The organism is Sphingomonas gilva, assembly GCF_003515075.1.
In the GTDB taxonomy this organism is placed as follows: Bacteria; Pseudomonadota; Alphaproteobacteria; order Sphingomonadales; family Sphingomonadaceae; genus Sphingomonas; species Sphingomonas gilva.
Map to the genome: position 1 here is coordinate 758,116 of NZ_QWLV01000001.1, position 17,941 is coordinate 776,056.

Consider the following 17,941-nt stretch of genomic DNA (forward strand, 5'->3'; position numbering starts at 1 on the left):
GGAATTAGGACATGCTGCAACCAAAGAAGACCAAGTTCCGCAAGGCCTTCAAGGGCCGGATCTCAGGCAAGGCGCCCGGCGGCACCAGCCTCAACTTCGGCTCCTACGGGCTGAAGGCGATGGAGCCGGACCGGATCACCGCGCGCCAGATCGAGGCGGCCCGCCGCGCGATCACGCGTCACATCAAGCGTCAGGGGCGCTTGTGGATCCGCGTGTTCCCGGACGTGCCGGTCTCGTCCAAGCCCGCCGAGGTCCGCATGGGCTCGGGCAAGGGCTCGCCCGAATTCTGGGCGGCGCGGGTCAAGCCCGGCCGCATCCTGTTCGAGCTGGACGGCGTTCCCGGCGATATCGCGGCGGTGGCGTTCAGCCGCGCGGCGATGAAGCTGCCGATCAAGACCAAGGTCGTGGCCCGCCTCGGCGACACCGCGCACCTGGGAGGCGAGTGAGATGGCCAAAAGGCACGAGGACATGAAGACCAAGAGCGACGATCAGCTGAACGAGCAGCTGGGCGAGCTGAAGCGCGAGGCGTTCAACCTCCGCTTCCAGGCGGCGACCAACCAGCTCGAGAAGCCCGCCCGCGTGCGCCAGGTCCGTCGCGACATCGCCCGCATCAAGACTCTGCAGACCGCTCGCTCGCGCGACGCGGCCGCGAAGTAAGGATTTAGACATGCCGAAGCGCGTGCTGACCGGGATCATCGTCTCGGACAAGACCGACAAGACGGTGGTGGTGAATGTCGAGCGCAAGGTGAAGCACCCGCTCTACGGCAAGATCATCCGCCGCTCGAAGAAGTACCACGCCCATGACGAGGCGAACGAATACAAGGCCGGAGAGACCGTGCGCATCGAAGAGACCGCGCCGATCTCGAAGCTCAAGACCTGGAAGGTGGTCGATCGGGTGAACACCCACGCCACCCCCGCGGAGGTCGCGGCGGAAGCGTAATTCTCCCTCTCCCCTTCAGGGGGAGCGGGCCGGGGAGAGGGGCGGTCACGGGCGCAAGCTCGGTGAGACACTCCCCCTCTCCCAACCCTCTCCCCGCAAGTGGGGGAGAGGGCTTTGAAGCAAGGCGGGGTTGGGTCGGTATCCACCCCATGTAGGAAGGAACCGGATCGATGATCCAGATGCAGTCCAATCTCGAGGTCGCTGACAACAGCGGCGCGAAGCGGGTGCAGTGCATCAAGGTGCTGGGCGGCTCGAAGCGCCGCACGGCCGGTGTCGGCGACATCATCGTCGTCAGCATCAAGGAAGCAGCACCGCGCGGCCGCGTGAAGAAGGGCGACGTCCACCGTGCGGTGATCGTGCGCACCAAGAAGGACATCCACCGTCCGGATGGGTCGACGATCCGCTTCGACGGCAACGCCGCCGTGCTGGTCAACAAGAACGAGGAGCCGATCGGCACCCGTATCTTCGGACCCGTGGTGCGCGAGCTTCGCGGCAAGAAGCACATGAAGATCATCTCGCTCGCGCCGGAGGTGCTGTGATGGGCGCCGCGAAGATCAAGAAGGGCGACAAGGTCGTCGTCCTGTCCGGCAAGGACAAGGGCAAGACCGGCGAGGTCACCCGCGCGATGCCGAAGGACGGCAAGGTCGTGGTCTCGGGCGTGAACATCGCCACGCGCCACAGGAAGCCCAGCCAGGCGAATCCGCAGGGCGGGCTGGAGCGCGTCGAGGCGCCGCTCGCCATCTCCAAGGTCGCGATCGCCGACCCCAAGGATGGCAAGCCCACCCGCGTCCGCTTTGAAACCAAGGACGGCAAGAAGGTCCGCGTGGCCGTGAAGTCCGGGGAGACGATCAATGGCTAAAGAGGATCAGGGCGGCTACAAGCCCCGCGCCCGCAAGATCTATGACGACAAGATCGTCAAGGCGATGACCGACAAGTTCGGTTACAAGAACGCGCTCGAAGTGCCGCGCCTTGAAAAGATCGTGCTCAACATGGGCGTGGGCGAGGCGACCCAGGACAAGAAGAAGGTCGAGCAGGCCGCCGCCGAGATGGAGCTGATCGCCGGGCAGAAGCCGGTGATCACCAAGGCGAAAAAGTCGATCGCGCAGTTCAAGCTGCGCGAAGGCATGCCGATCGGCGTGAAGGTCACCCTTCGCCGCGATCGGATGTACGAGTTCCTCGATCGCCTGGTCACCATCGCGCTGCCGCGCGTGCGCGATTTCCGCGGGCTGAACCCCAAGTCGTTCGACGGCCGCGGCAACTACGCCATGGGCCTGAAGGAGCAGCTGGTGTTCCCGGAGATCAGCTACGACAGCGTGACGCAGCTGCGCGGGATGGACGTGATCGTCACCACCACGGCGAAGACCGACGACGAGGCGCGCGAGCTGCTCCGCCTGTTCGGCTTCCCCTTCCCGCAGGCCGAAGAAGAAAAGAAGGCCGCGTGAATACAACCCACTCCCCTTCAGGGGAGAGGGAAGAGCCGCGAAGCGGCGAAGGGAGAGGGGCAGTGAGGCGCCTCTCCTGCAACGAAGAATAGGGGTCTGGGGCACCGCCCCTCTCCCCGACCCTCGCCCCTGATGGGGAGGGGGAGAAGAGAAAGAAAAGAGAGCTTAAGTCCATGGCGAAACTGAGTTCGATCAACAAGAACGAGCGTCGCAAGAAGCTGGTGAAGAAATATGCCGGCCGTTATGCGAAGCTGAAGGCGATGGCCGCCGACAAGTCGCTCGACGATACCGAGCGTCTGATCGCGCGCCTCAAGCTGGCCGAGATTCCGCGCAACGGCAATCCGACGCGCATCCGCAACCGGTGCGAGCTCACCGGGCGCCCGCGCGCCTATTACCGCAAGTTCCGCCTCTGCCGCGTGCAGCTCAGGGATCTGGCCAACAAGGGCCTGATCCCGGGCGTCACGAAGTCGAGCTGGTAAGGATTAGCGAAGATGGCTTTGACCGATCCCCTGGGTGATATGCTCACCCGCATCCGCAACGGCCAGCGCGCGCGCAAGGACAGCGTCCTGTCGCCCGCGTCGAAGCTGCGCGCCCGCGTGCTCGACGTGCTGCAGCGCGAAGGCTATATCCGTGGCTACAGCGAAGAGCAGATGGGCCCCGCGGCCGGCATCCGCATCGAGCTGAAATATTTCGAGGGCCAGCCCGCGATCCAGCATGTCGCCCGCGTCTCGAAGCCCGGCCGCCGGGTCTATTCGGGCTCGCAGGAACTGCCCCGCGTGCGCAACGGCCTGGGCATCACGATCGTCTCGACGCCGAAGGGCGTTCTCTCCGACGCCGAAGCGCGCGAGCAGAATGTCGGCGGCGAAGTGCTGGCGGAGGTGTTCTGATGAGCCGCATCGGTAAGAAGCCGGTCGCGATCCCGTCGGGCGTGACCGCGTCGAAGGAAGGCAGCCAGCTCTCGGTCAAGGGGCCGAAGGGCACGCTCAGCATGTCGATGATCGACGATATCAGCTACGGCGTCGAAGACGGCCAGATCGTCGTCAAGCCGGCGAACGACACCAAGCGCGCGCGCGCTTTCTGGGGCATGCACCGCACGCTGGTGCAGAACCTGGTGACGGGCGTGACCGACGGCTTTTCGAAGCGTCTGGAGATTTCGGGCGTCGGCTACCGCGCCAATGCGCAGGGCAGGAAGCTGAAGCTGCAGCTCGGCTACAGCCATGATGTCGATATCGAGGTTCCCGAAGGTCTTGAGGTCAAGACCCCGGATCAGACCACGGTCGAGATCTCGGGCGCCGACAAGCAGAAGGTCGGCCAGCTGGCCGCCGAAATCCGCCGCTGGCGCAAGCCCGAGCCGTACAAGGGCAAGGGCATCAAGTACGCTGGCGAGTTTATCTTCCGCAAGGAAGGGAAGAAGAAGTAATGGCCAAGGGTCTTTCACTTTTCGAAAAGCGCCGGCGGCGCAACCGCACGGCGCTGCGCGCCCGCGGCGCCGGCCGTCCGCGCCTGTCGGTGCACCGTTCGGGCCGCCACATCTATGCGCAGGTGATCGATGACGAGGCGGGCAGGACGCTCGCCCAGGCGTCGACGCTCGACAAGGATGTGCGCGGCAAGGCCGGCGCGACCGCCGAAGCCGCCGCCGATGTCGGCAAGCGCGTCGCCGATGCGGCGAAGGCCGCCGGCGTGACGCAGGTGGTGTTCGATCGTGGCGGTTTCCTGTTCCATGGTCGCGTCAAGGCGCTGGCGGAAGCCGCGCGCGAAGGCGGATTGGAGTTCTGATATGTCCGACGTAACCGAAATCCAGTCGCAGCCCGGCGCTCCCGCCGATGCGCCCGCAGCAGACGCTCCGCGCGGCCGTGGCCCGCGTGGCGGCCGTGGCGGCGATCGTGGCGGCCGTGGCCGTGACGGTCGCGGCGGACGCCGTGACGATCGTCGCGGCGGCGGCGCGGAAGAGGGCGGCGAGGAGCTGATCGAAAAGCTCGTCCACATCAATCGCGTGTCGAAGACGGTGAAGGGCGGCAAGCGCTTCGGCTTCGCGGCGCTGGTCGTCGTGGGTGACGGCAAGGGCCGGGTCGGCTTCGGCCACGGCAAGGCGCGCGAGGTGCCGGAGGCGATCTCGAAGGCGACCGCCGCGGCCAAGAAGGCGATGGTCCGCGTGCCGTTGAAGGAAGGCCGCACGCTGCATCATGACGGCAACGGCCATTTCGGCGCGGGGCTGGTGCATGTGCGCTCGGCGCCCGCGGGAACCGGCATCATCGCCGGCGGCCCGATGCGCGCGGTGTTCGAATCGCTGGGCGTGGCGGACGTGGTGACCAAGTCGATCGGCACCTCCAACCCGTACAACATGATCCGGGCGACCTTCGAGGCGCTGACCGATCAGTCCAGCCCCAAGTCCGTCGCGCAGCGTCGCGGCAAGAAGATCGCCGACCTGCTCGGCCGCGGCGGCTCGCAGACCGCCGAGGCGGATGCGGCCGCGGTCGTGGAGTAATGAGCGTGGCCCAAGAGAAAAAGACCCTCAAGATAACCCAGACGGGCTCCCCCATCCGCCGGACCAAGGATCAGCGCGCGACGCTGATCGGTCTCGGCCTCAACAAGATGCACCGCACCTCGGAGCTGGAGGACAGCCCCGAAGTGCGCGGAATGATCCGCAAGGTGCGCCACATGGTGACGGTAGCGGGCGAATAAGCCCTCTCCCCTTCAGGAGTTTGGGGTCGGTCGTGCCCCCGGCACGACCTAAAAATTACGGGGTAATTTTTACCCCAAACTGGGTTGGGAGAGGGGGAGGTCTCACAGAGACTACCCTAACCCACATCCCCAACCCCTCCCCTGAAGGGGAGGGGCTTAATTTGAAAGCGCGACAAAAGCGAAAGCGAGTGCAATGAAACTGAACGAACTCAAGGACAATGCGGGCGCGCGCAAGAGCAAGATGCGCGTCGGGCGCGGCATCGGCTCGGGCAAGGGCAAGACCGCCGGGCGCGGCCAGAAGGGCCAGAAGAGCCGCGAAGGCGTCTCGATCGCGGGCTTCGAGGGCGGCCAGATGCCGCTCCACATGCGCCTGCCGAAGCGCGGCTTCAACAACATCTTCGCCAAGGACCATGCCGAGGTGAACCTGGGCGCGATCCAGAAGGCGGTCGACGCCAAGAAGCTCGACGCCAAGGGCACGATCGACCACGCCGCGCTGAAGGCCGCCGGTCTCGCGCGCGGCGGCAAGGACGGCGTCCGCCTGCTCGGCAAGGGCGAGCTGACCGCGAAGCTCAGCTTCCTCGTCGCCGGCGCGTCCAAGGGCGCGGTCGAGGCGGTCGAGAAGGCCGGCGGTTCGGTCGAGGTGATCCAGTTCACCCCGCGCGCCGAGCTGGCCGCCGCCAAGAAGGGCAAGACCCGCGACGCCAAGAAGGCGGCGGCGAAGAAGTAACCCGGATACGGCGGATGGTGATCTGCATCACCCCCGATCGTCATGCCGGGCTTGTTCCGGCATCCATCGTGCCCCAGGCGGAAATCGAGCTTGTGGTGAGATGGGCCCCGGAACACGTCCGGGGCGACGGGTGCAGAGGTTCTGCCGTAGGGAAAATTGCGATTGGGTGCAGCTGCCCATGACGATCACGGTGATCAACCGCCGATCCTTTTGTCGAAACGGGCTTAGACAAGCGCGGTTCGGACCCTATATGGCGGCGGGGGGCGTGAATAACGCTGCTCCGCCGCTTTCGTTTCCGGGAATTTAGACCGACATGGCATCCGCAGCCGATCAGATGGCCACCAACATCAGCCTGGCCAATTTTTCAAAGGCGACCGAGCTCAAGAAGCGCATCTGGTTCACGCTGGGCGCGCTGGTGGTGTTCCGGCTGCTGAGCTTCGTGCCGCTGCCCGGCGTCGATCCGACCGCGCTCGCCAATCTCTATGAAGGCACGCGCGGCGGCGTGCTCGATTTCTTCAACACCTTCTCGGGCGGCAGCCTGGAGCGGATGAGCCTCATCGCGCTTGGCGTCATGCCCTACATCACCGCGTCGATCGTGGTGCAGCTCGCCTCCTCGCTCTCGCCGACGCTCGCCGCGATCAAGAAGGAAGGCGAGGCGGGGCGCAAGAAGCTCAACCAGTACACCCGCTACGGCACCGTCGGCCTGACCGCGATCCAAGGCTATTTCATCGCCGTCGGGCTGGAGGCGTTCGGCGCCAGCCAGGGCATCGCCGCGGTGGTCGAGCCCGGCATGCTGTTCCGCATCGCCGCGGTCATCTCGCTCATCGGCGGCACCATGTTCCTGATGTGGCTGGGCGAACAGATCACCAGCCGGGGCATCGGCAACGGCGTTTCGCTGATCATCATGGCCGGGATCGTCGCGCAATTGCCCACGACGCTCGCCAATCTGTTCGAAGGCGGCCGCACCGGCACCATGTCTCCCATCCTGATCGCGGGCATCGTCGCCGTCGCGGCCGGGCTGGTGCTGTTCATCTGCTTCATGGAGCGCGCCCAGCGCCGCGTGCTGATCCAGTACCCCAAGCGCCAGACGCAGCGCGGCCACATGCAGGCCGATCGCAGCCACCTGCCATTGAAGATCAACACCGCCGGCGTGATCCCGCCGATCTTCGCCTCGTCGCTGCTGCTGATGCCGCTGACCATCACCCAGTTCGCCGGCCAGACCACCCCCGGCGAAAGCGCCTGGGGCGATTTCGTCATCACGCTCAACCAGTATCTGACGCACGGCACGCCGCTCTACATGGCGCTCTACGGCGCGGGCATCATCTTCTTCTGCTTCTTCTACACCGCCGTCGTCTTCAATCCCGAGGAGACCGCGGACAATCTGAAGCGGCACGGCGGCTTCATCCCCGGCATCCGGCCGGGCAAGAACACCGAGGCCTATCTCGATCATGTCCTGACGCGGATCACCGTCGTCGGCGCGGCCTATCTGACGCTGATCTGCCTGATCCCCGAATATCTCATCGCGCGCGCGGGCATTCCCTTCTATCTGGGCGGCACCAGCCTGCTCATCGTCGTCAACGTGACGATGGACACGGTCACCCAGATCCAGAGCCACCTGCTCGCCCACCAATATGGCGACCTCATCAAGAAGGCGAAGCTCAAAGGTTCGCGCCGATAGGTCATATGCGCGATGATCGTGAAGATTGGGGTCAGGGGAACATCGGCATGAACATCATCCTGCTGGGTCCGCCGGGGGCGGGGAAGGGAACCCAGGCCGGCCGGCTGGTCGAGGAGCGCGGCATGGTCCAGCTCTCGACCGGCGACATGCTGCGCGCCGCGGTCAAGGCGGGCACGCCGGTCGGCCTCAAGGCGAAGGCGATCATGGACGCGGGCGAGCTCGTCTCGGACGCGATCGTCTCGGCGCTGATCGGCGACAGGCTGGCGTCGATGGACGATGCCCAGGGCGCGATCTTCGACGGCTATCCGCGCACCGCCGCGCAGGCCGAGGCGCTCGACCTGATCCTCGCCGAACATGGCCGCGCGCTCGATTGCGTGATCGAGCTCGAGGTCGACGAGGATGCGCTGGTCGATCGCATCACCGGCCGCTTCACCTGCGCCAGTTGCGGCACAGGCTATCACGACAGGCACAAGCAGCCCCGCGCCGAAGGCGTGTGCGACGTCTGCGGATCGACCGAGTTCAAGCGCCGGCCGGACGACAATGCCGAAACCGTGCGCACCCGCATGGCCGAATACCGTGCGAAGACCGCGCCGATCCTGCCGATCTACGATGCGCGCGGGCTGGTCCGCCGCGTCGACGGCATGGCCGACATCGCCACCGTTCACCAGGCGATCGACGCGATCCTCGACAGTTGATCCGCCGCGGCTATTCTAGTTCCGTTCGGGTCAGGGGATTCGCCATGAAATTGATCGCCGCCGCCGGGTTGGTCCTGGCCGCACCGGCCGCCGCCGAAGTGAAGCAGGCCACGCCTGCGGGCTTCGAGATCGAATCGACCGTCACCGTTGCCGTTCCCGTCGAACAGGCGTGGGAGGTGCTGCGCAGCCCCCAGCGCTGGTGGAACCCGGAGCACACCTATTCGGGCGACGCCGCCAAGCTCTATCTCGATGCCCAGGCGACCGGCTGCTTTTGCGAGCGCACTCCGGACAAGGGATCGATCGAGCACGCGCACATCGTCTATGTCCAACCGCCGCGGATGATCCGCATGGTCGGCGCGCTTGGGCCGCTGCAGGCCGAAGCGGTCACCGGTACGATGACCTGGAAGGTCGATCCGGGCGAGGGCGGCGGCGCGACCACCATCACGATGAGCTACCTGGTGGGCGGTTATATGCGCCAGGGCGGCGAGACCTTCGCCCCGCTGGTCGATCGCGTGCTGACCGAGCAGCTGACCAGGCTCAAGGCCGCCATCGATGCCGCGCCGGCGGCCGCTGAGGAAGCGAAATAGGCGGCCTACCGCCGTTTCACCATCCGCAGGATCGCCCAGTCGCCCTGATCGATCCGTGCGGCCAATCGATAGCCCTGCCGCCGATAGGCCCGCGCCACCGCCGCCGCCTGGGTTTTCAGCAGGCCCGCCAGAATCAATTGACCGCCCGAGGCGGCGATGCTCGCGAAATCCTCCGCCAGCTCGATCAGCGGTGCGGCCAGGATGTTGGCGATCACGAGATCGTAGGGCGCGCGGCGCAGGATCGCCTCATGCACGATCCCCGGCGCCACCGCGAGCGCGAGGCTGCCGGGCCGCTGGCCCAGCCGCACGCCATTGACGCCGGCATTCTCCGCCGTCACGTCGATCGCGACCGGATCGATGTCCGTGGCGGTGGCATAGGCCCGCGGCCACAGATGCATCGCGGCGAACGCGAGCAGACCGGTGCCGGTGCCGAGATCGATCAGGTTCTCCACCCGCGCGCCGGTGCGCTTCAGCCGGTCGAGCATGGCGAGGCAGCCGCTGGTCGTCTCGTGCTGGCCGGTGCCGAAGGCCAGCCCCGCCTCGATGCGAAACAGCCGTGCGCCGGGCGGCGGCGTGCCCGGATCGGCGGCGGTGTGGACGTGGAACCGGCCTACGGTCAGCGGCTTCAGCCCTGCCTGGCTGAGCGTCAGCCAATCCTGTTCGGCCACGCGCTCCGCCCGCACCGCGCGCCTGCGCGCAGACGGTACAAGCGCCTTGATCGCCGCCACCGTCGCCGAATCCGGCTTGCTGTCGAAATAGGCGTCGAGCCGCCAGCGTTCGGGATCGTCGCTCACCTCCTCGCTGGTCATCAGCACCGGAGGCGGCTTGAGCATCGCGATCTCGCCCATATCCACCTCGATCGCTTCGGCCTCCGCGCGGGTGCAGGGCAGGCTGAGCTTCCAGCTATCGGACATAGCTCGCTCCGTTGATGTCGATCACTGCGCCGGTCATCGATCCAGGCGCCTCCAGCGCCAGGTAGCGGGCGGCGCTCGCCACTTCGTCAGGCATGGCGACGCGTCCGAGCGGGATGTCGGATAGCAGCTTTTCGCCGCCGCGGCTTTCAAGATAGTCCTCGGCCATCCCCGTCATGGTGAAGCCGGGGCAGATGGCGAAAGCGAGGATGCCCTCGCGCGCATAGCCTCGGGCGATCGTCTTGGTCATGCCGACCATGCCGGCCTTGGCGGCGGCATAGTGCCAGTGGGCGGGGCTGTCGCCGCGATAGGCCGCACGGCTGGCGATATTGACGATGCGGCCGCCGGTACCGCGATCCTGCCAGTGGCGTACCGCCAGCCGGCAAAGCTCGGCGGCGGCGGTCAGGTTGATCCGCAGCGTCTTCTCCCAGCCGGCTACCCAGTCCCCATGGTCGAGATCGAGCGGGGTGGCCTCGAACAGACCGGCGTTGTTGATCAGCACGTCGATGCGGCCATCAAGCGCGTCGAGCGCCCGCGTCCACAATCCGGCCGGAGCGGCGGGATCGGCGAAATCCGCGGCGATACCGCTCGCGGTGCCATGGCCTTGCAGGCGCACGCCGGGGCGGTCGAGCGCGGCGGCGATCGCCGCGCCGATCCCGCGCGAGCTGCCGGTCAGGAGGATATGGGTCTGGTCCATCCCTGACCGGTTAGCGGGATCGGCGCGGCATTCAAGCTATGCCGCCATGCGCACGTCGTCGTCGCCGGTTCGATCGCCCTCGCTGAGGTCGAGCGTGTAGGTCGCGCACTTGGCCGAGGCCGCGCGACCGCGCGAGAAGCGGCGCACGATCTGTCCCGTCGCGCGGAAGCCGACTTTCTCCAGCACTCGGCCAGATGCCGGATTGTCGATGAAGTGCCCGGCCTCCAGCCGCCGATGTCCCAGACCCCGCGCGGCGGCCACGACGGCGCGCGCCGCCTCCGTTGCATAGCCCCGGCCCCAGCTGTCGACCGCGATCCAATAGCCAAGCTCCGCGCCGCCCTCGTCGGTTTTGCCGATGCCGCAGCTGCCGACGAGGCGCGGTGCGCCGTCGGTTCGCTCGAACACCAGCAGCGAGGGGAAGCGGAACGGCTTGGCCATGCCGAGGAACTCCTCGGCATGATAGGGACGGTACGGCCACGGCGCCCGGGCAAGGTTGCGCACGATATCCTCGCGCGCGATCGCCTTGGCCAGGGCAGGGGCGTCCTCGGCCCAGCCCGGTCTCAACAACAGCCTCTCGGTACGCACGAACATCATGACTCTCCCGGTCGTTGCGCGCGCCTTGCCGGCATTGGGTGACAAGGGCGCGACAGTCAGCGTGGAGGGAGCATGAAAAAAGGGAGCCGGGGTGACCCGCTCCCTTGTTTCGGATTCCGATTGCGGAACCCCGGGTCACCCTGGTGGGCAACCCGGTTGGTTGCCCGATTATTCGGCCGCCGCGGCCATAATTTCCACCGAACAGAAATTGCGGCCAAGCTTGCCGGTGTGGAACGCGACACGGCCGTCGGTCAGCGCGAACAGCGTGTGATCCTTGCCGATGCCGACATTGGCGCCCGGATAGAATTTGGTGCCGCGCTGGCGCACGATGATGTTGCCCGCGACCACTTCCTGGCCGCCGAACTTCTTCACGCCGAGGCGACGGCCGGCCGAATCGCGGCCGTTGCGCGAGGAGCCGCCTGCTTTCTTATGTGCCATCTCGAATTACTCCGCGTCGGTCTTTTTGGCCGCAGGCTTCTTCGCCGCGGGCTTCTTTTCGGTCGCTGCCGCCTTGGGGGCGGCGTCCTTCTTCGGCGCCGCGGCCTTCTTTTCGGCGGCGGGCTTCGCGGCCACGGGCGTGGCCTCGGCGGTCACCGGCGCGGGCGCCGCCTCGTCGGCCTTCGCCGTCTTCGGGGCGGCCTTCTTCTTCTCTTCGCCGATCGCCAGGATCTTCAGGATGGTGTGCTGCTGGCGATGGCCGTTCTTGCGGCGGTAATTGTGCCGGCGGCGCTTCTTGAAGACGACGACCTTCTCGCCCTTCGCCTGGGCGATGATCTCGGCGGAAACCGTCAGGCCCTTCGTGTCCTTCATGTCGCCGCCGTCGCCGGCCAGCAGGACGTCGCCCAGCGAGACGCTGTCACCGGCCTCTCCGGCCAGCTTCTCGACGACGATCTTGTCTCCGGCGGCGACGCGATACTGCTTGCCGCCCGTGCGCACGATTGCGAACATGGCTGTCAATTACCTTCGAAACTGCTTCCAACCCGCACGCGCACCAACAAGGGTTGCCGGAACCGGCGCGGGAAAGCGTGGCTGCTAGGCAAGTGCGGCGATTCTGTCAACCGCGCTTGAGCGGTTTTCCGGCCGCCATTTAGTGGCGGTGACCGGCCTTCAACCGATAGCGGCCGCCTTCATAGTCGAACAGGTTGTCGATTGCCGGATGATCCACCGGCTCGCCATCATCGTCCATCACCAGATTCTGCTGGCTGACATAGGCCACATAGCTCGATTCGGCGTTCTCGGCGAGCAGATGGTAAAAGGGCTGATCCTTGCTCGGCCGCATCGTTTCGGGGATCGACTGGTACCATTCCTCGGTGTTGGCGAAGACCGGATCGACGTCGAAAATGACCCCGCGAAACGCCAGCAACCGGTGGCGCACGACCGCGCCGATCGCGAAGCGCGCGTGCGATACGGGCGGGGCGACAGGGGTTTCGATGATGCGGTGCTGGGCCTTCATGCGTCCTATTTAAGTCATCGCGATGAAGGCACAAGCGGCCGCTTGCATAGCGCCGCGCGATTGGGCTAAGGCCGCGCCCTCATGACCCGGCGGCGCCTTCCCAGGCCCCGCCAAACCTCGCGGAGAGGTGCCGGAGTGGTCGATCGGGGCGGTCTCGAAAACCGTTGTGCCTTTGCGGGTACCGTGGGTTCGAATCCCACCCTCTCCGCCATTCACCCCGCGTGGCGGTTCGCAACAGGCTTGGGGGATTGACTGTTTCCGCAGAAGATCGACGTTTTCAATCTATAAGTCGATTGAAGCTGTTCGCGAGCCTCCGATCCGCCGAGAGGTCTTCGATACTGTATTTGCGGAGGCCTCGATGCTCAGTGACGCGGCAGTACGAAACGCCAAATCTAAGGACAGAGGAAGCGCGGCCGCATCAAATGAAGACATAGCCATCCATCAACTTGCGGGCGGTTCGCAGCAAGGCCGAAGAGACCACCGATCCTTCATCGTTCACGGTGAGCACACAGCTCATTTCACCCGTAGGGTGTTCGATCGGCACGATTTTCCGGGTGCCGGCTGGAATGTTGGCCACCGCGGCGGCAGGTGAGCCTTCGAGCATGCATGCGGTCGCCACGCTGACCGCCCCCAGCACGCCGATCGACGCGTGGGCCCGTTTGGGGATGAAGCTGCGAACGGTCACCGCGCCGCCACTTCGCGGAGGCGCGACCAGCATCATCTTGGGAACGGACTTATCCGACACGTCGCCCAAATTCATGCGCGGTCCGGCCTGAAGCCGAATCGATTCGATCCTCGCCTTCAGATCGTCCGCGGCATCGAGCGTATCGCGGTCCTCATAGCCGGTCGCGCCGACATCGGCCGCCTTGAACACAACGCAGGGCATGCCGTTGTCGATCAGCGTGCAGGGTATCCCGTCGATTTGGTCGACCACGTTGCCAGTGGGCAACAAGGCGCCGCACGACGATCCTGCCGTATCGCGAAATGCGAGCGGCACCGGAGCCGCCGTGCCCGGAACGCCATCGATCCGCGCGTCGCCGGTGTAGCTGACCATGCGGCCGGGAGTCTGGACGGTGGCGACCGCGATCTGCCCGGTATTCTCCATGAAGATGGCGACGCGCGTTTCTCCATCGGCCGCCGCGACCAGCCCGCGTTCGATGGCAAAGGGACCGACGCCGGCAAGGATGTTGCCGCAATTCTGCTGATCGCTCACCAGCGCCTGCTCGACGAACACCTGCAGGAACAGGTAATCGACGTCGATTCCGGGGCGTTCGGATCGCGATACGACGGCGACCTTGCTGGTCAGCGGGTCGGCCCCGCCCATCCCGTCGATTTGCCGCGCATCGGGGGAGCCCATTACGCGAAGCAGGAAGGCGTCGCGCGCGGCATCGTCGGCGGGAAGATCCTCCTTCATGAAATAGCCGCCCTTGGACGTGCCCCCGCGCATCCACATGCACGGCACGCCGTCACTCATAGCGCAGCCCCATCGCCTCCAACCGCCCGCGCATGTCGTAGATGTCGAGCCCGAGCTCGCCAGCCGCCAGCCGCGCGCGCTTGTCCGTCTCGGCCGCTTCGCGTTTGCGCGCGGCGTCGAGCACCGCTTCGGCATCGGCGCGGCGGACGACGCAGACGCCGTCGTCGTCGGCGACGATGACGTCGCCCGGATCGATCGCGGCGCCCGCGCAGACGATCGGCACGTTGACGCTGCCGAGCGTCGCCTTGACCGTCCCTTGCGCGAACACCGCCTTCGACCAGACCGGGAAGCCCATTTCGGTCAGGTCGCGCACGTCGCGCACGCCCGCATCGATCACCAGCCCGCAGCAGCCGCGCGCCATCGCCGAGGTGGCGAGCAGATCGCCGAAATAGCCGTCCTCGCACGGGCTCGTCGGCGCCAGCACCAATATGTCGCCAGCGGTCAGTTGCTCGATCGCGACATGCACCATCCAGTTGTCTCCCGGCGGGGCCGAGATCGTCACGGCGCTGCCGGCGATGCGCGCGCCGGGATAGATCGGCCGCATGCGGCTGGCGAGCAGCCCGACGCGGCCCTGCGCCTCATGCACGGTCGCCACGCCCAGCGCCGCGAGCCCGTCGATCACGTCGTCCTTCGCCCGCGCGATGGTGCGCACCACCCGTCCAGCCATGCCCGTCTCCTTCGGTCGCATCCTGCCAGCAGCCGTTCGCGCGCGGAAATCGGAATTTGCCGCCGGGCGATAAGTTTTCGCTATAGGAGGGCGATGAACGACATGTTCGATCTCAACCTGCGCCACCTGCGCGCGATCCCGCTGATCGGGCGGCGCAACAGCATGAGCGCGGCGGCGCGCGCGACCGGCCTGTCGCAGCCCGCGCTGACGCAAGGGTTGGCCAAGGTGGAGCGGCAGCTGGGCGCGCGGCTGTTCGAGCGCCGGTCCGACGGCATGGTCGCGACCGAGGAAGGGGCGGGGCTCAGCGAGCGGATCGATCTCGCCTTCGCGCATCTGGCGGATGCGGTTCGCGGCGCGGCGCGCGGCGGACGCGGCTTCACCCGGCCCGATCGGCTGATGACCGCGACGCAGCTGCGCGCCTTCCTCGCGCTCGCCCAGGCCGGCAGCTTCGTCGAGGCGGCGCGCGCCACCGGCCTGTCCCAGCCCGCGCTGCACCGCGCGGTGCGCGATCTTGAACAGCTCGGCGCGCTGCCGCTCGTCGAACGGCGCGGACGCGGGGTAGTGCTGACCAGGGAGGGCAGACGGCTCGCCCGCGGCATCCGCCTTGCGCGCGCCGAGATCGACGCGGGAATCGCCGCGCTCAGCCCGGACACCAGCTTCGGCGGGCGCATCGTCATCGGGGCGATGCCGTTGTCGCGCGCCCTGCTGCTGCCCGCGGCGATCGCCGCGCTGATCCGCGCCGCCCCCCGCGCGACGGTCGACGTGGTCGAGGGATCGTGGCGCGAGCTGGTCGAGCCGCTGCGCGACGGCGTCATCGATCTGATGATCGGCGCCCTGCGCGAGCCGCCCGGACCCGTCGGCCTCGAACAGCAGGCGTTGTTCGAAGACCGGCTGGCGGTGGTGGCGCGGGCCGGGCATCCGCTCGTCGGGGACGACGTTCCCGACCGCGCGGCGCTCGCCCGCTATCCCTGGATCGTCGGATCGGCGGGCACGCCGCTGCGCGAACATTGGCGCGCGTTGTTCGCGGGAGGACCTCCGCCGCCCGCGCCGATCGAGTGCGGATCGGTGATGACGATCCGCGGCATCCTTCTCGACAGCGATTGCCTGACGCTGCTCTCGCCCGATCAGATCGCGCTGGAGGTGGAGGCGGGGCTGCTGACGCCGATCGGCCCGCCGCGCGGCGAGATGCGGCGGACGATCGGGCTCACCACGCGCGCCGGCTGGCGTCCCTCGCTGCTGCAGGCCCGCTTCGTCGATCTCGTCGAGGAATACGTCCGAACGACATAATTCCGGAAATTGGATAACGGACGGACAGTTCCGATTGGCGACGGTTCGGTGCCCTGAGCGATAGTCGCGACATGGAGAGACGCATCGCCCTGATCGGTTTCGGCGAGGCCGCACAAGCTTTCGCCGGCGCCCTGGCCGGCACGCTTTCGGCCTATGACCGTAAGACCGACGCGGCGGAGACGCGTGCCGCCAAGCAGGCCGAGTTCGCCTCGCACGCCGTGGCCGGGCAGGCGTCCCCGTGCGACGCGCTGGCGGGTGCCGACGCCGCGCTGTCTCTGGTCACGGCCGATCAGGCGCTCGCCGCGGCGGAGGCGGCCGAGGGCATCGCGACGAATGCGTTCTGGTTCGACATGAACAGCGTCGCCCCGGGCACCAAGCGCGCCGCCGCGCAGGCGATCGCGCGGCGCGGCGGGCGCTATGTCGACGTCGCGGTGATGGCGCCGGTCCATCCCGCGCGCGCCGCGGTGCCGTTGCTGGCGAGCGGTCCCGACGCAGCCGAGGGGGCAGCCCTGCTGCGCGCGATCGGCTTCGCCAGCGTGAGCGTTGTCGATGGCCCGGTTGGCGCGGCGTCGGCGATCAAGCTGATCCGGTCGATCATGGTCAAGGGGATCGAGGCGCTTTCCGCCGAATGCGTGCTCGCCGCAGAAGCCGCCGGCGTGCGCGATGCGGTGATTGCCTCGCTCGATGCGAGTTGGCCGGGCGCCGACTGGGCGCGGCGCTTCGATTATAATCTCGACCGGATGATCGTCCACGGCGCGCGGCGCGCGGCGGAGATGGACGAGGCGGTGGCGATGCTCGACACGCTGGGCGCGGGCAGCGCGATGAGCCGGGCGGCCGCGGCGCGTCAGCGCGCCATCGGCGGTCTCGGCATCGCGTCGCCCCAGGGGCTGGACGCCAAGCTCGCAGCGCTTCGCCCGGTGGTGGTCAGGGAGCGCGCGGCATGACGTTGATCATCGATTGCCACGGCCATTACACCACGGCGCCCGCCGCCCATTCCGAATGGCGCGAGGCGCAGAAGGCCGCGTTCAAATCGGGCGAGAGGCCGCCCGCCTATCCCGCCATCACGGACGACGAGATCCGCGAGACGCTGGAGGCGAACCAGCTGCGGCTGCTGCGCGAGCGCGGCGCGGACATGACGATCTTTTCCCCCCGCGCATCGGCGATGGCGCCGCATGTGGGGGACGAGGCGGTGGCGATCGCCTGGGCGCGCGCCAACAACGATCTGATCGCGCGCTGCGTCGGTCTCTATCCCGAGACCTTCGCGGGCGTCTGCATGCTGCCGCAGAGCCCCAGGGCCGACATGGCGGGATCGATCGCCGAGCTGCGCCGCTGCGTCGAGGAACTGGGTTTCGTCGGCTGCAACCTCAACCCCGATCCCGGAGGCGGCCGGTTCGAGCATCCGCCGCTCACCGACCGCTTCTGGTATCCCTTCTACGAGGCGATGGTCGCGCTGGACGTGCCGGCGATGATCCATGTCTCCGGCAGCTGCAATCCGGCGATGCACGCGACCGGCGCCTATTACATCGCCGCCGACACCATCGCCTTCATGCAGCTGGTCGAAGGCGATCTGTTCGCCGATTTCCCGACGCTCCGGTTCATCATCCCGCACGGCGGCGGCGCCGTGCCCTATCATTGGGGCCGCTATCGCGGGCTTGCCGACATGCTCAGGAAGCCGGCGCTCGACGGGCATGTCATGAACAACGTGTTCTTCGACACCTGCGTCTACCATCAGCCGGGCATCGATCTGCTGGCCGGCGTGATCGAGACGAAGAACATCCTGTTCGGCAGCGAGATGGTCGGCGCGGTGCGCGGGATCGATCCCACCACCGGCCATTATTTCGACGACACCAAGCGCTATGTCGACGCGCTGCCGATCACCGACGAACAGCGCCACGCGATCTACGAGGGCAATGCCCGCCGCGTATTCCCCCGGCTCGACGCGAAGCTGAAGGCGCGGGGGCTGTGAAGGGGCTCCTTCAGTTCCTCCCCGGCACGGGGAGGGGGACCATGCGAAGCATGGTGGAGGGGGCGTGCCTCCCGACGCAGCCTCACATTTGCCGGCCTACCCCCTCCACCATCGCTGCGCGATGGTCCCCCTCCCCACAAG

The 17,941-nt window shown here is 67.2% G+C and carries 27 protein-coding genes and 1 tRNA gene; 20 read left to right on the top strand and 8 right to left on the bottom strand.

Annotated elements, in window-relative coordinates:
- Nucleotides 1-11: 11 nt before the first annotated feature.
- From rplP to D1610_RS03670, 16 genes are all read left to right on the top strand, one after another.
- Nucleotides 12-446, top strand: coding sequence for a 50S ribosomal protein L16 (gene rplP / locus D1610_RS03595; RefSeq protein WP_118862711.1), 435 nt, complete (start codon nucleotides 12-14; stop codon nucleotides 444-446).
- A 1-nt stretch (nucleotide 447) separates the two neighbouring features.
- On the top strand, nucleotides 448-657 hold the full coding sequence (gene rpmC / locus D1610_RS03600; RefSeq protein ID WP_118862712.1) for a 50S ribosomal protein L29: 210 nt from the start codon (nucleotides 448-450) through the stop codon (nucleotides 655-657).
- A gap of 10 nt (nucleotides 658-667) precedes the next feature.
- Nucleotides 668-940, top strand: coding sequence for a 30S ribosomal protein S17 (rpsQ, locus tag D1610_RS03605; protein WP_118862713.1), 273 nt, complete (start codon nucleotides 668-670; stop codon nucleotides 938-940).
- A 170-nt stretch (nucleotides 941-1,110) separates the two neighbouring features.
- Entirely contained in the window at nucleotides 1,111-1,479 is a 369-nt protein-coding gene (gene rplN / locus D1610_RS03610) for a 50S ribosomal protein L14 (RefSeq protein WP_118862714.1), read from the top strand.
- Nucleotides 1,479-1,799, top strand: a complete 321-nt coding sequence (gene rplX / locus D1610_RS03615; protein ID WP_118862715.1) for a 50S ribosomal protein L24 — start codon at nucleotides 1,479-1,481, stop codon at nucleotides 1,797-1,799. The genes rplN and rplX overlap by 1 nt, the downstream gene beginning before the upstream one ends.
- Nucleotides 1,792-2,382, top strand: coding sequence for a 50S ribosomal protein L5 (gene rplE, locus D1610_RS03620; RefSeq protein ID WP_118862716.1), 591 nt, complete (start codon nucleotides 1,792-1,794; stop codon nucleotides 2,380-2,382). The genes rplX and rplE overlap by 8 nt, the downstream gene beginning before the upstream one ends.
- Nucleotides 2,383-2,555: 173 nt before the next feature.
- Entirely contained in the window at nucleotides 2,556-2,861 is a 306-nt protein-coding gene (gene rpsN / locus D1610_RS03625; RefSeq protein ID WP_118862717.1) for a 30S ribosomal protein S14, read from the top strand.
- A gap of 12 nt (nucleotides 2,862-2,873) precedes the next feature.
- Complete coding sequence (rpsH, locus tag D1610_RS03630; RefSeq protein WP_118862718.1) at nucleotides 2,874-3,269, top strand: 30S ribosomal protein S8; 396 nt, start codon at nucleotides 2,874-2,876, stop codon at nucleotides 3,267-3,269.
- The gene (gene rplF, locus D1610_RS03635; protein WP_118862719.1) at nucleotides 3,269-3,802 is read left to right on the top strand and encodes a 50S ribosomal protein L6; all 534 of its coding nucleotides are present in this window, start codon (nucleotides 3,269-3,271) and stop codon (nucleotides 3,800-3,802) included. The genes rpsH and rplF overlap by 1 nt, the downstream gene beginning before the upstream one ends.
- On the top strand, nucleotides 3,802-4,158 hold the full coding sequence (gene rplR, locus D1610_RS03640; protein ID WP_118862720.1) for a 50S ribosomal protein L18: 357 nt from the start codon (nucleotides 3,802-3,804) through the stop codon (nucleotides 4,156-4,158). The genes rplF and rplR overlap by 1 nt, the downstream gene beginning before the upstream one ends.
- A 1-nt stretch (nucleotide 4,159) precedes the next feature.
- Complete coding sequence (rpsE, locus tag D1610_RS03645) at nucleotides 4,160-4,867, top strand: 30S ribosomal protein S5 (protein WP_118862721.1); 708 nt, start codon at nucleotides 4,160-4,162, stop codon at nucleotides 4,865-4,867.
- Nucleotides 4,868-4,872: 5 nt separating this feature from the next.
- Nucleotides 4,873-5,064 (top strand): 50S ribosomal protein L30, encoded by a 192-nt coding sequence (gene rpmD, locus D1610_RS03650; RefSeq protein WP_245941967.1) that lies wholly within the window; start codon nucleotides 4,873-4,875, stop codon nucleotides 5,062-5,064.
- Nucleotides 5,065-5,257: 193 nt separating this feature from the next.
- The gene (gene rplO, locus D1610_RS03655; protein WP_118862723.1) at nucleotides 5,258-5,791 is read left to right on the top strand and encodes a 50S ribosomal protein L15; all 534 of its coding nucleotides are present in this window, start codon (nucleotides 5,258-5,260) and stop codon (nucleotides 5,789-5,791) included.
- Between the two features lie 313 nt (nucleotides 5,792-6,104).
- Entirely contained in the window at nucleotides 6,105-7,469 is a 1,365-nt protein-coding gene (gene secY / locus D1610_RS03660) for a preprotein translocase subunit SecY (RefSeq protein WP_118862724.1), read from the top strand.
- 47 nt (nucleotides 7,470-7,516) lie between these two features.
- Nucleotides 7,517-8,164 carry an adenylate kinase gene (locus D1610_RS03665; protein WP_118862983.1) on the top strand — a complete coding sequence of 216 codons (648 nt, stop codon included), beginning with the start codon at nucleotides 7,517-7,519 and terminating at the stop codon, nucleotides 8,162-8,164.
- 44 nt (nucleotides 8,165-8,208) lie between these two features.
- Nucleotides 8,209-8,751 carry an SRPBCC family protein gene (locus tag D1610_RS03670; RefSeq protein ID WP_118862725.1) on the top strand — a complete coding sequence of 181 codons (543 nt, stop codon included), beginning with the start codon at nucleotides 8,209-8,211 and terminating at the stop codon, nucleotides 8,749-8,751.
- Nucleotides 8,752-8,756: 5 nt separating this feature from the next.
- Here D1610_RS03670 and D1610_RS03675 read toward each other — a convergent pair whose 3' ends face one another.
- From D1610_RS03675 to hspQ, 6 genes are all read right to left on the bottom strand, one after another.
- Nucleotides 8,757-9,665: a 50S ribosomal protein L11 methyltransferase gene (locus D1610_RS03675; protein WP_118862726.1), complete on the bottom strand. Its 909-nt coding sequence runs from the start codon at nucleotides 9,663-9,665 to the stop codon at nucleotides 8,757-8,759.
- Nucleotides 9,655-10,359 (bottom strand): SDR family NAD(P)-dependent oxidoreductase, encoded by a 705-nt coding sequence (locus tag D1610_RS03680; RefSeq protein ID WP_118862727.1) that lies wholly within the window; start codon nucleotides 10,357-10,359, stop codon nucleotides 9,655-9,657. Before D1610_RS03680 ends, D1610_RS03675 begins: the two co-directional genes overlap by 11 nt.
- 36 nt (nucleotides 10,360-10,395) lie before the next feature.
- Nucleotides 10,396-10,953, bottom strand: coding sequence for a GNAT family N-acetyltransferase (locus D1610_RS03685; RefSeq protein ID WP_245941968.1), 558 nt, complete (start codon nucleotides 10,951-10,953; stop codon nucleotides 10,396-10,398).
- A gap of 168 nt (nucleotides 10,954-11,121) precedes the next feature.
- Nucleotides 11,122-11,391 (bottom strand): 50S ribosomal protein L27, encoded by a 270-nt coding sequence (gene rpmA / locus D1610_RS03690; RefSeq protein ID WP_118862728.1) that lies wholly within the window; start codon nucleotides 11,389-11,391, stop codon nucleotides 11,122-11,124.
- A 6-nt stretch (nucleotides 11,392-11,397) separates the two neighbouring features.
- Nucleotides 11,398-11,901 carry a 50S ribosomal protein L21 gene (rplU, locus tag D1610_RS03695; protein WP_118862729.1) on the bottom strand — a complete coding sequence of 168 codons (504 nt, stop codon included), beginning with the start codon at nucleotides 11,899-11,901 and terminating at the stop codon, nucleotides 11,398-11,400.
- A 139-nt stretch (nucleotides 11,902-12,040) separates the two neighbouring features.
- Entirely contained in the window at nucleotides 12,041-12,406 is a 366-nt protein-coding gene (hspQ, locus tag D1610_RS03700) for a heat shock protein HspQ (RefSeq protein ID WP_118862730.1), read from the bottom strand.
- Nucleotides 12,407-12,527: 121 nt separating this feature from the next.
- On the opposite strand from hspQ, the gene D1610_RS03705 reads away from it, so the two are divergent.
- Nucleotides 12,528-12,617: transfer RNA gene (locus D1610_RS03705), tRNA-Ser, on the top strand.
- Between the two features lie 207 nt (nucleotides 12,618-12,824).
- Here D1610_RS03705 and D1610_RS03710 read toward each other — a convergent pair.
- Complete coding sequence (locus D1610_RS03710) at nucleotides 12,825-13,880, bottom strand: 4-oxalomesaconate tautomerase (protein ID WP_118862731.1); 1,056 nt, start codon at nucleotides 13,878-13,880, stop codon at nucleotides 12,825-12,827.
- Nucleotides 13,873-14,547 carry a 4-carboxy-4-hydroxy-2-oxoadipate aldolase/oxaloacetate decarboxylase gene (gene ligK / locus D1610_RS03715; protein WP_118862985.1) on the bottom strand — a complete coding sequence of 225 codons (675 nt, stop codon included), beginning with the start codon at nucleotides 14,545-14,547 and terminating at the stop codon, nucleotides 13,873-13,875. The genes D1610_RS03710 and ligK overlap by 8 nt, the downstream gene beginning before the upstream one ends.
- A gap of 93 nt (nucleotides 14,548-14,640) precedes the next feature.
- Between ligK and D1610_RS03720 the strand changes: the two genes are divergently transcribed.
- From D1610_RS03720 to D1610_RS03730, 3 genes are all read left to right on the top strand, one after another.
- A complete protein-coding gene (locus D1610_RS03720) occupies nucleotides 14,641-15,834 on the top strand; it encodes a LysR family transcriptional regulator (protein ID WP_118862732.1) in 1,194 nt (397 codons plus the stop codon).
- Nucleotides 15,835-15,905: 71 nt separating this feature from the next.
- On the top strand, nucleotides 15,906-16,778 hold the full coding sequence (locus D1610_RS03725; RefSeq protein WP_118862733.1) for an NAD(P)-dependent oxidoreductase: 873 nt from the start codon (nucleotides 15,906-15,908) through the stop codon (nucleotides 16,776-16,778).
- Nucleotides 16,775-17,800: an amidohydrolase family protein gene (locus D1610_RS03730; protein ID WP_118862734.1), complete on the top strand. Its 1,026-nt coding sequence runs from the start codon at nucleotides 16,775-16,777 to the stop codon at nucleotides 17,798-17,800. The genes D1610_RS03725 and D1610_RS03730 overlap by 4 nt, the downstream gene beginning before the upstream one ends.
- Nucleotides 17,801-17,941: the final 141 nt, after the last annotated feature.

What these genes read in the sequence shown, in the direction of transcription:
- rplP (WP_118862711.1), top strand. Translation starts at nt 12, where the DNA reads ATGCTGCAACCAAAGAAGACCAAGTTCCGCAAGGCCTTCAAGGGCCGG.
- rpmC (WP_118862712.1), top strand. Translation starts at nt 448, where the DNA reads ATGGCCAAAAGGCACGAGGACATGAAGACCAAGAGCGACGATCAGCTG.
- rpsQ (WP_118862713.1), top strand. Translation starts at nt 668, where the DNA reads ATGCCGAAGCGCGTGCTGACCGGGATCATCGTCTCGGACAAGACCGAC.
- rplN (WP_118862714.1), top strand. Translation starts at nt 1,111, where the DNA reads ATGATCCAGATGCAGTCCAATCTCGAGGTCGCTGACAACAGCGGCGCG.
- rplX (WP_118862715.1), top strand. Translation starts at nt 1,479, where the DNA reads ATGGGCGCCGCGAAGATCAAGAAGGGCGACAAGGTCGTCGTCCTGTCC.
- rplE (WP_118862716.1), top strand. Translation starts at nt 1,792, where the DNA reads ATGGCTAAAGAGGATCAGGGCGGCTACAAGCCCCGCGCCCGCAAGATC.
- rpsN (WP_118862717.1), top strand. Translation starts at nt 2,556, where the DNA reads ATGGCGAAACTGAGTTCGATCAACAAGAACGAGCGTCGCAAGAAGCTG.
- rpsH (WP_118862718.1), top strand. Translation starts at nt 2,874, where the DNA reads ATGGCTTTGACCGATCCCCTGGGTGATATGCTCACCCGCATCCGCAAC.
- rplF (WP_118862719.1), top strand. Translation starts at nt 3,269, where the DNA reads ATGAGCCGCATCGGTAAGAAGCCGGTCGCGATCCCGTCGGGCGTGACC.
- rplR (WP_118862720.1), top strand. Translation starts at nt 3,802, where the DNA reads ATGGCCAAGGGTCTTTCACTTTTCGAAAAGCGCCGGCGGCGCAACCGC.
- rpsE (WP_118862721.1), top strand. Translation starts at nt 4,160, where the DNA reads ATGTCCGACGTAACCGAAATCCAGTCGCAGCCCGGCGCTCCCGCCGAT.
- rplO (WP_118862723.1), top strand. Translation starts at nt 5,258, where the DNA reads ATGAAACTGAACGAACTCAAGGACAATGCGGGCGCGCGCAAGAGCAAG.
- secY (WP_118862724.1), top strand. Translation starts at nt 6,105, where the DNA reads ATGGCATCCGCAGCCGATCAGATGGCCACCAACATCAGCCTGGCCAAT.
- D1610_RS03665 (WP_118862983.1), top strand. Translation starts at nt 7,517, where the DNA reads ATGAACATCATCCTGCTGGGTCCGCCGGGGGCGGGGAAGGGAACCCAG.
- D1610_RS03670 (WP_118862725.1), top strand. Translation starts at nt 8,209, where the DNA reads ATGAAATTGATCGCCGCCGCCGGGTTGGTCCTGGCCGCACCGGCCGCC.
- D1610_RS03675 (WP_118862726.1), bottom strand. Translation starts at nt 9,665, where the DNA reads ATGTCCGATAGCTGGAAGCTCAGCCTGCCCTGCACCCGCGCGGAGGCC.
- D1610_RS03680 (WP_118862727.1), bottom strand. Translation starts at nt 10,359, where the DNA reads ATGGACCAGACCCATATCCTCCTGACCGGCAGCTCGCGCGGGATCGGC.
- D1610_RS03685 (WP_245941968.1), bottom strand. Translation starts at nt 10,953, where the DNA reads ATGATGTTCGTGCGTACCGAGAGGCTGTTGTTGAGACCGGGCTGGGCC.
- rpmA (WP_118862728.1), bottom strand. Translation starts at nt 11,391, where the DNA reads ATGGCACATAAGAAAGCAGGCGGCTCCTCGCGCAACGGCCGCGATTCG.
- rplU (WP_118862729.1), bottom strand. Translation starts at nt 11,901, where the DNA reads ATGTTCGCAATCGTGCGCACGGGCGGCAAGCAGTATCGCGTCGCCGCC.
- hspQ (WP_118862730.1), bottom strand. Translation starts at nt 12,406, where the DNA reads ATGAAGGCCCAGCACCGCATCATCGAAACCCCTGTCGCCCCGCCCGTA.
- D1610_RS03710 (WP_118862731.1), bottom strand. Translation starts at nt 13,880, where the DNA reads ATGAGTGACGGCGTGCCGTGCATGTGGATGCGCGGGGGCACGTCCAAG.
- ligK (WP_118862985.1), bottom strand. Translation starts at nt 14,547, where the DNA reads ATGGCTGGACGGGTGGTGCGCACCATCGCGCGGGCGAAGGACGACGTG.
- D1610_RS03720 (WP_118862732.1), top strand. Translation starts at nt 14,641, where the DNA reads ATGAACGACATGTTCGATCTCAACCTGCGCCACCTGCGCGCGATCCCG.
- D1610_RS03725 (WP_118862733.1), top strand. Translation starts at nt 15,906, where the DNA reads ATGGAGAGACGCATCGCCCTGATCGGTTTCGGCGAGGCCGCACAAGCT.
- D1610_RS03730 (WP_118862734.1), top strand. Translation starts at nt 16,775, where the DNA reads ATGACGTTGATCATCGATTGCCACGGCCATTACACCACGGCGCCCGCC.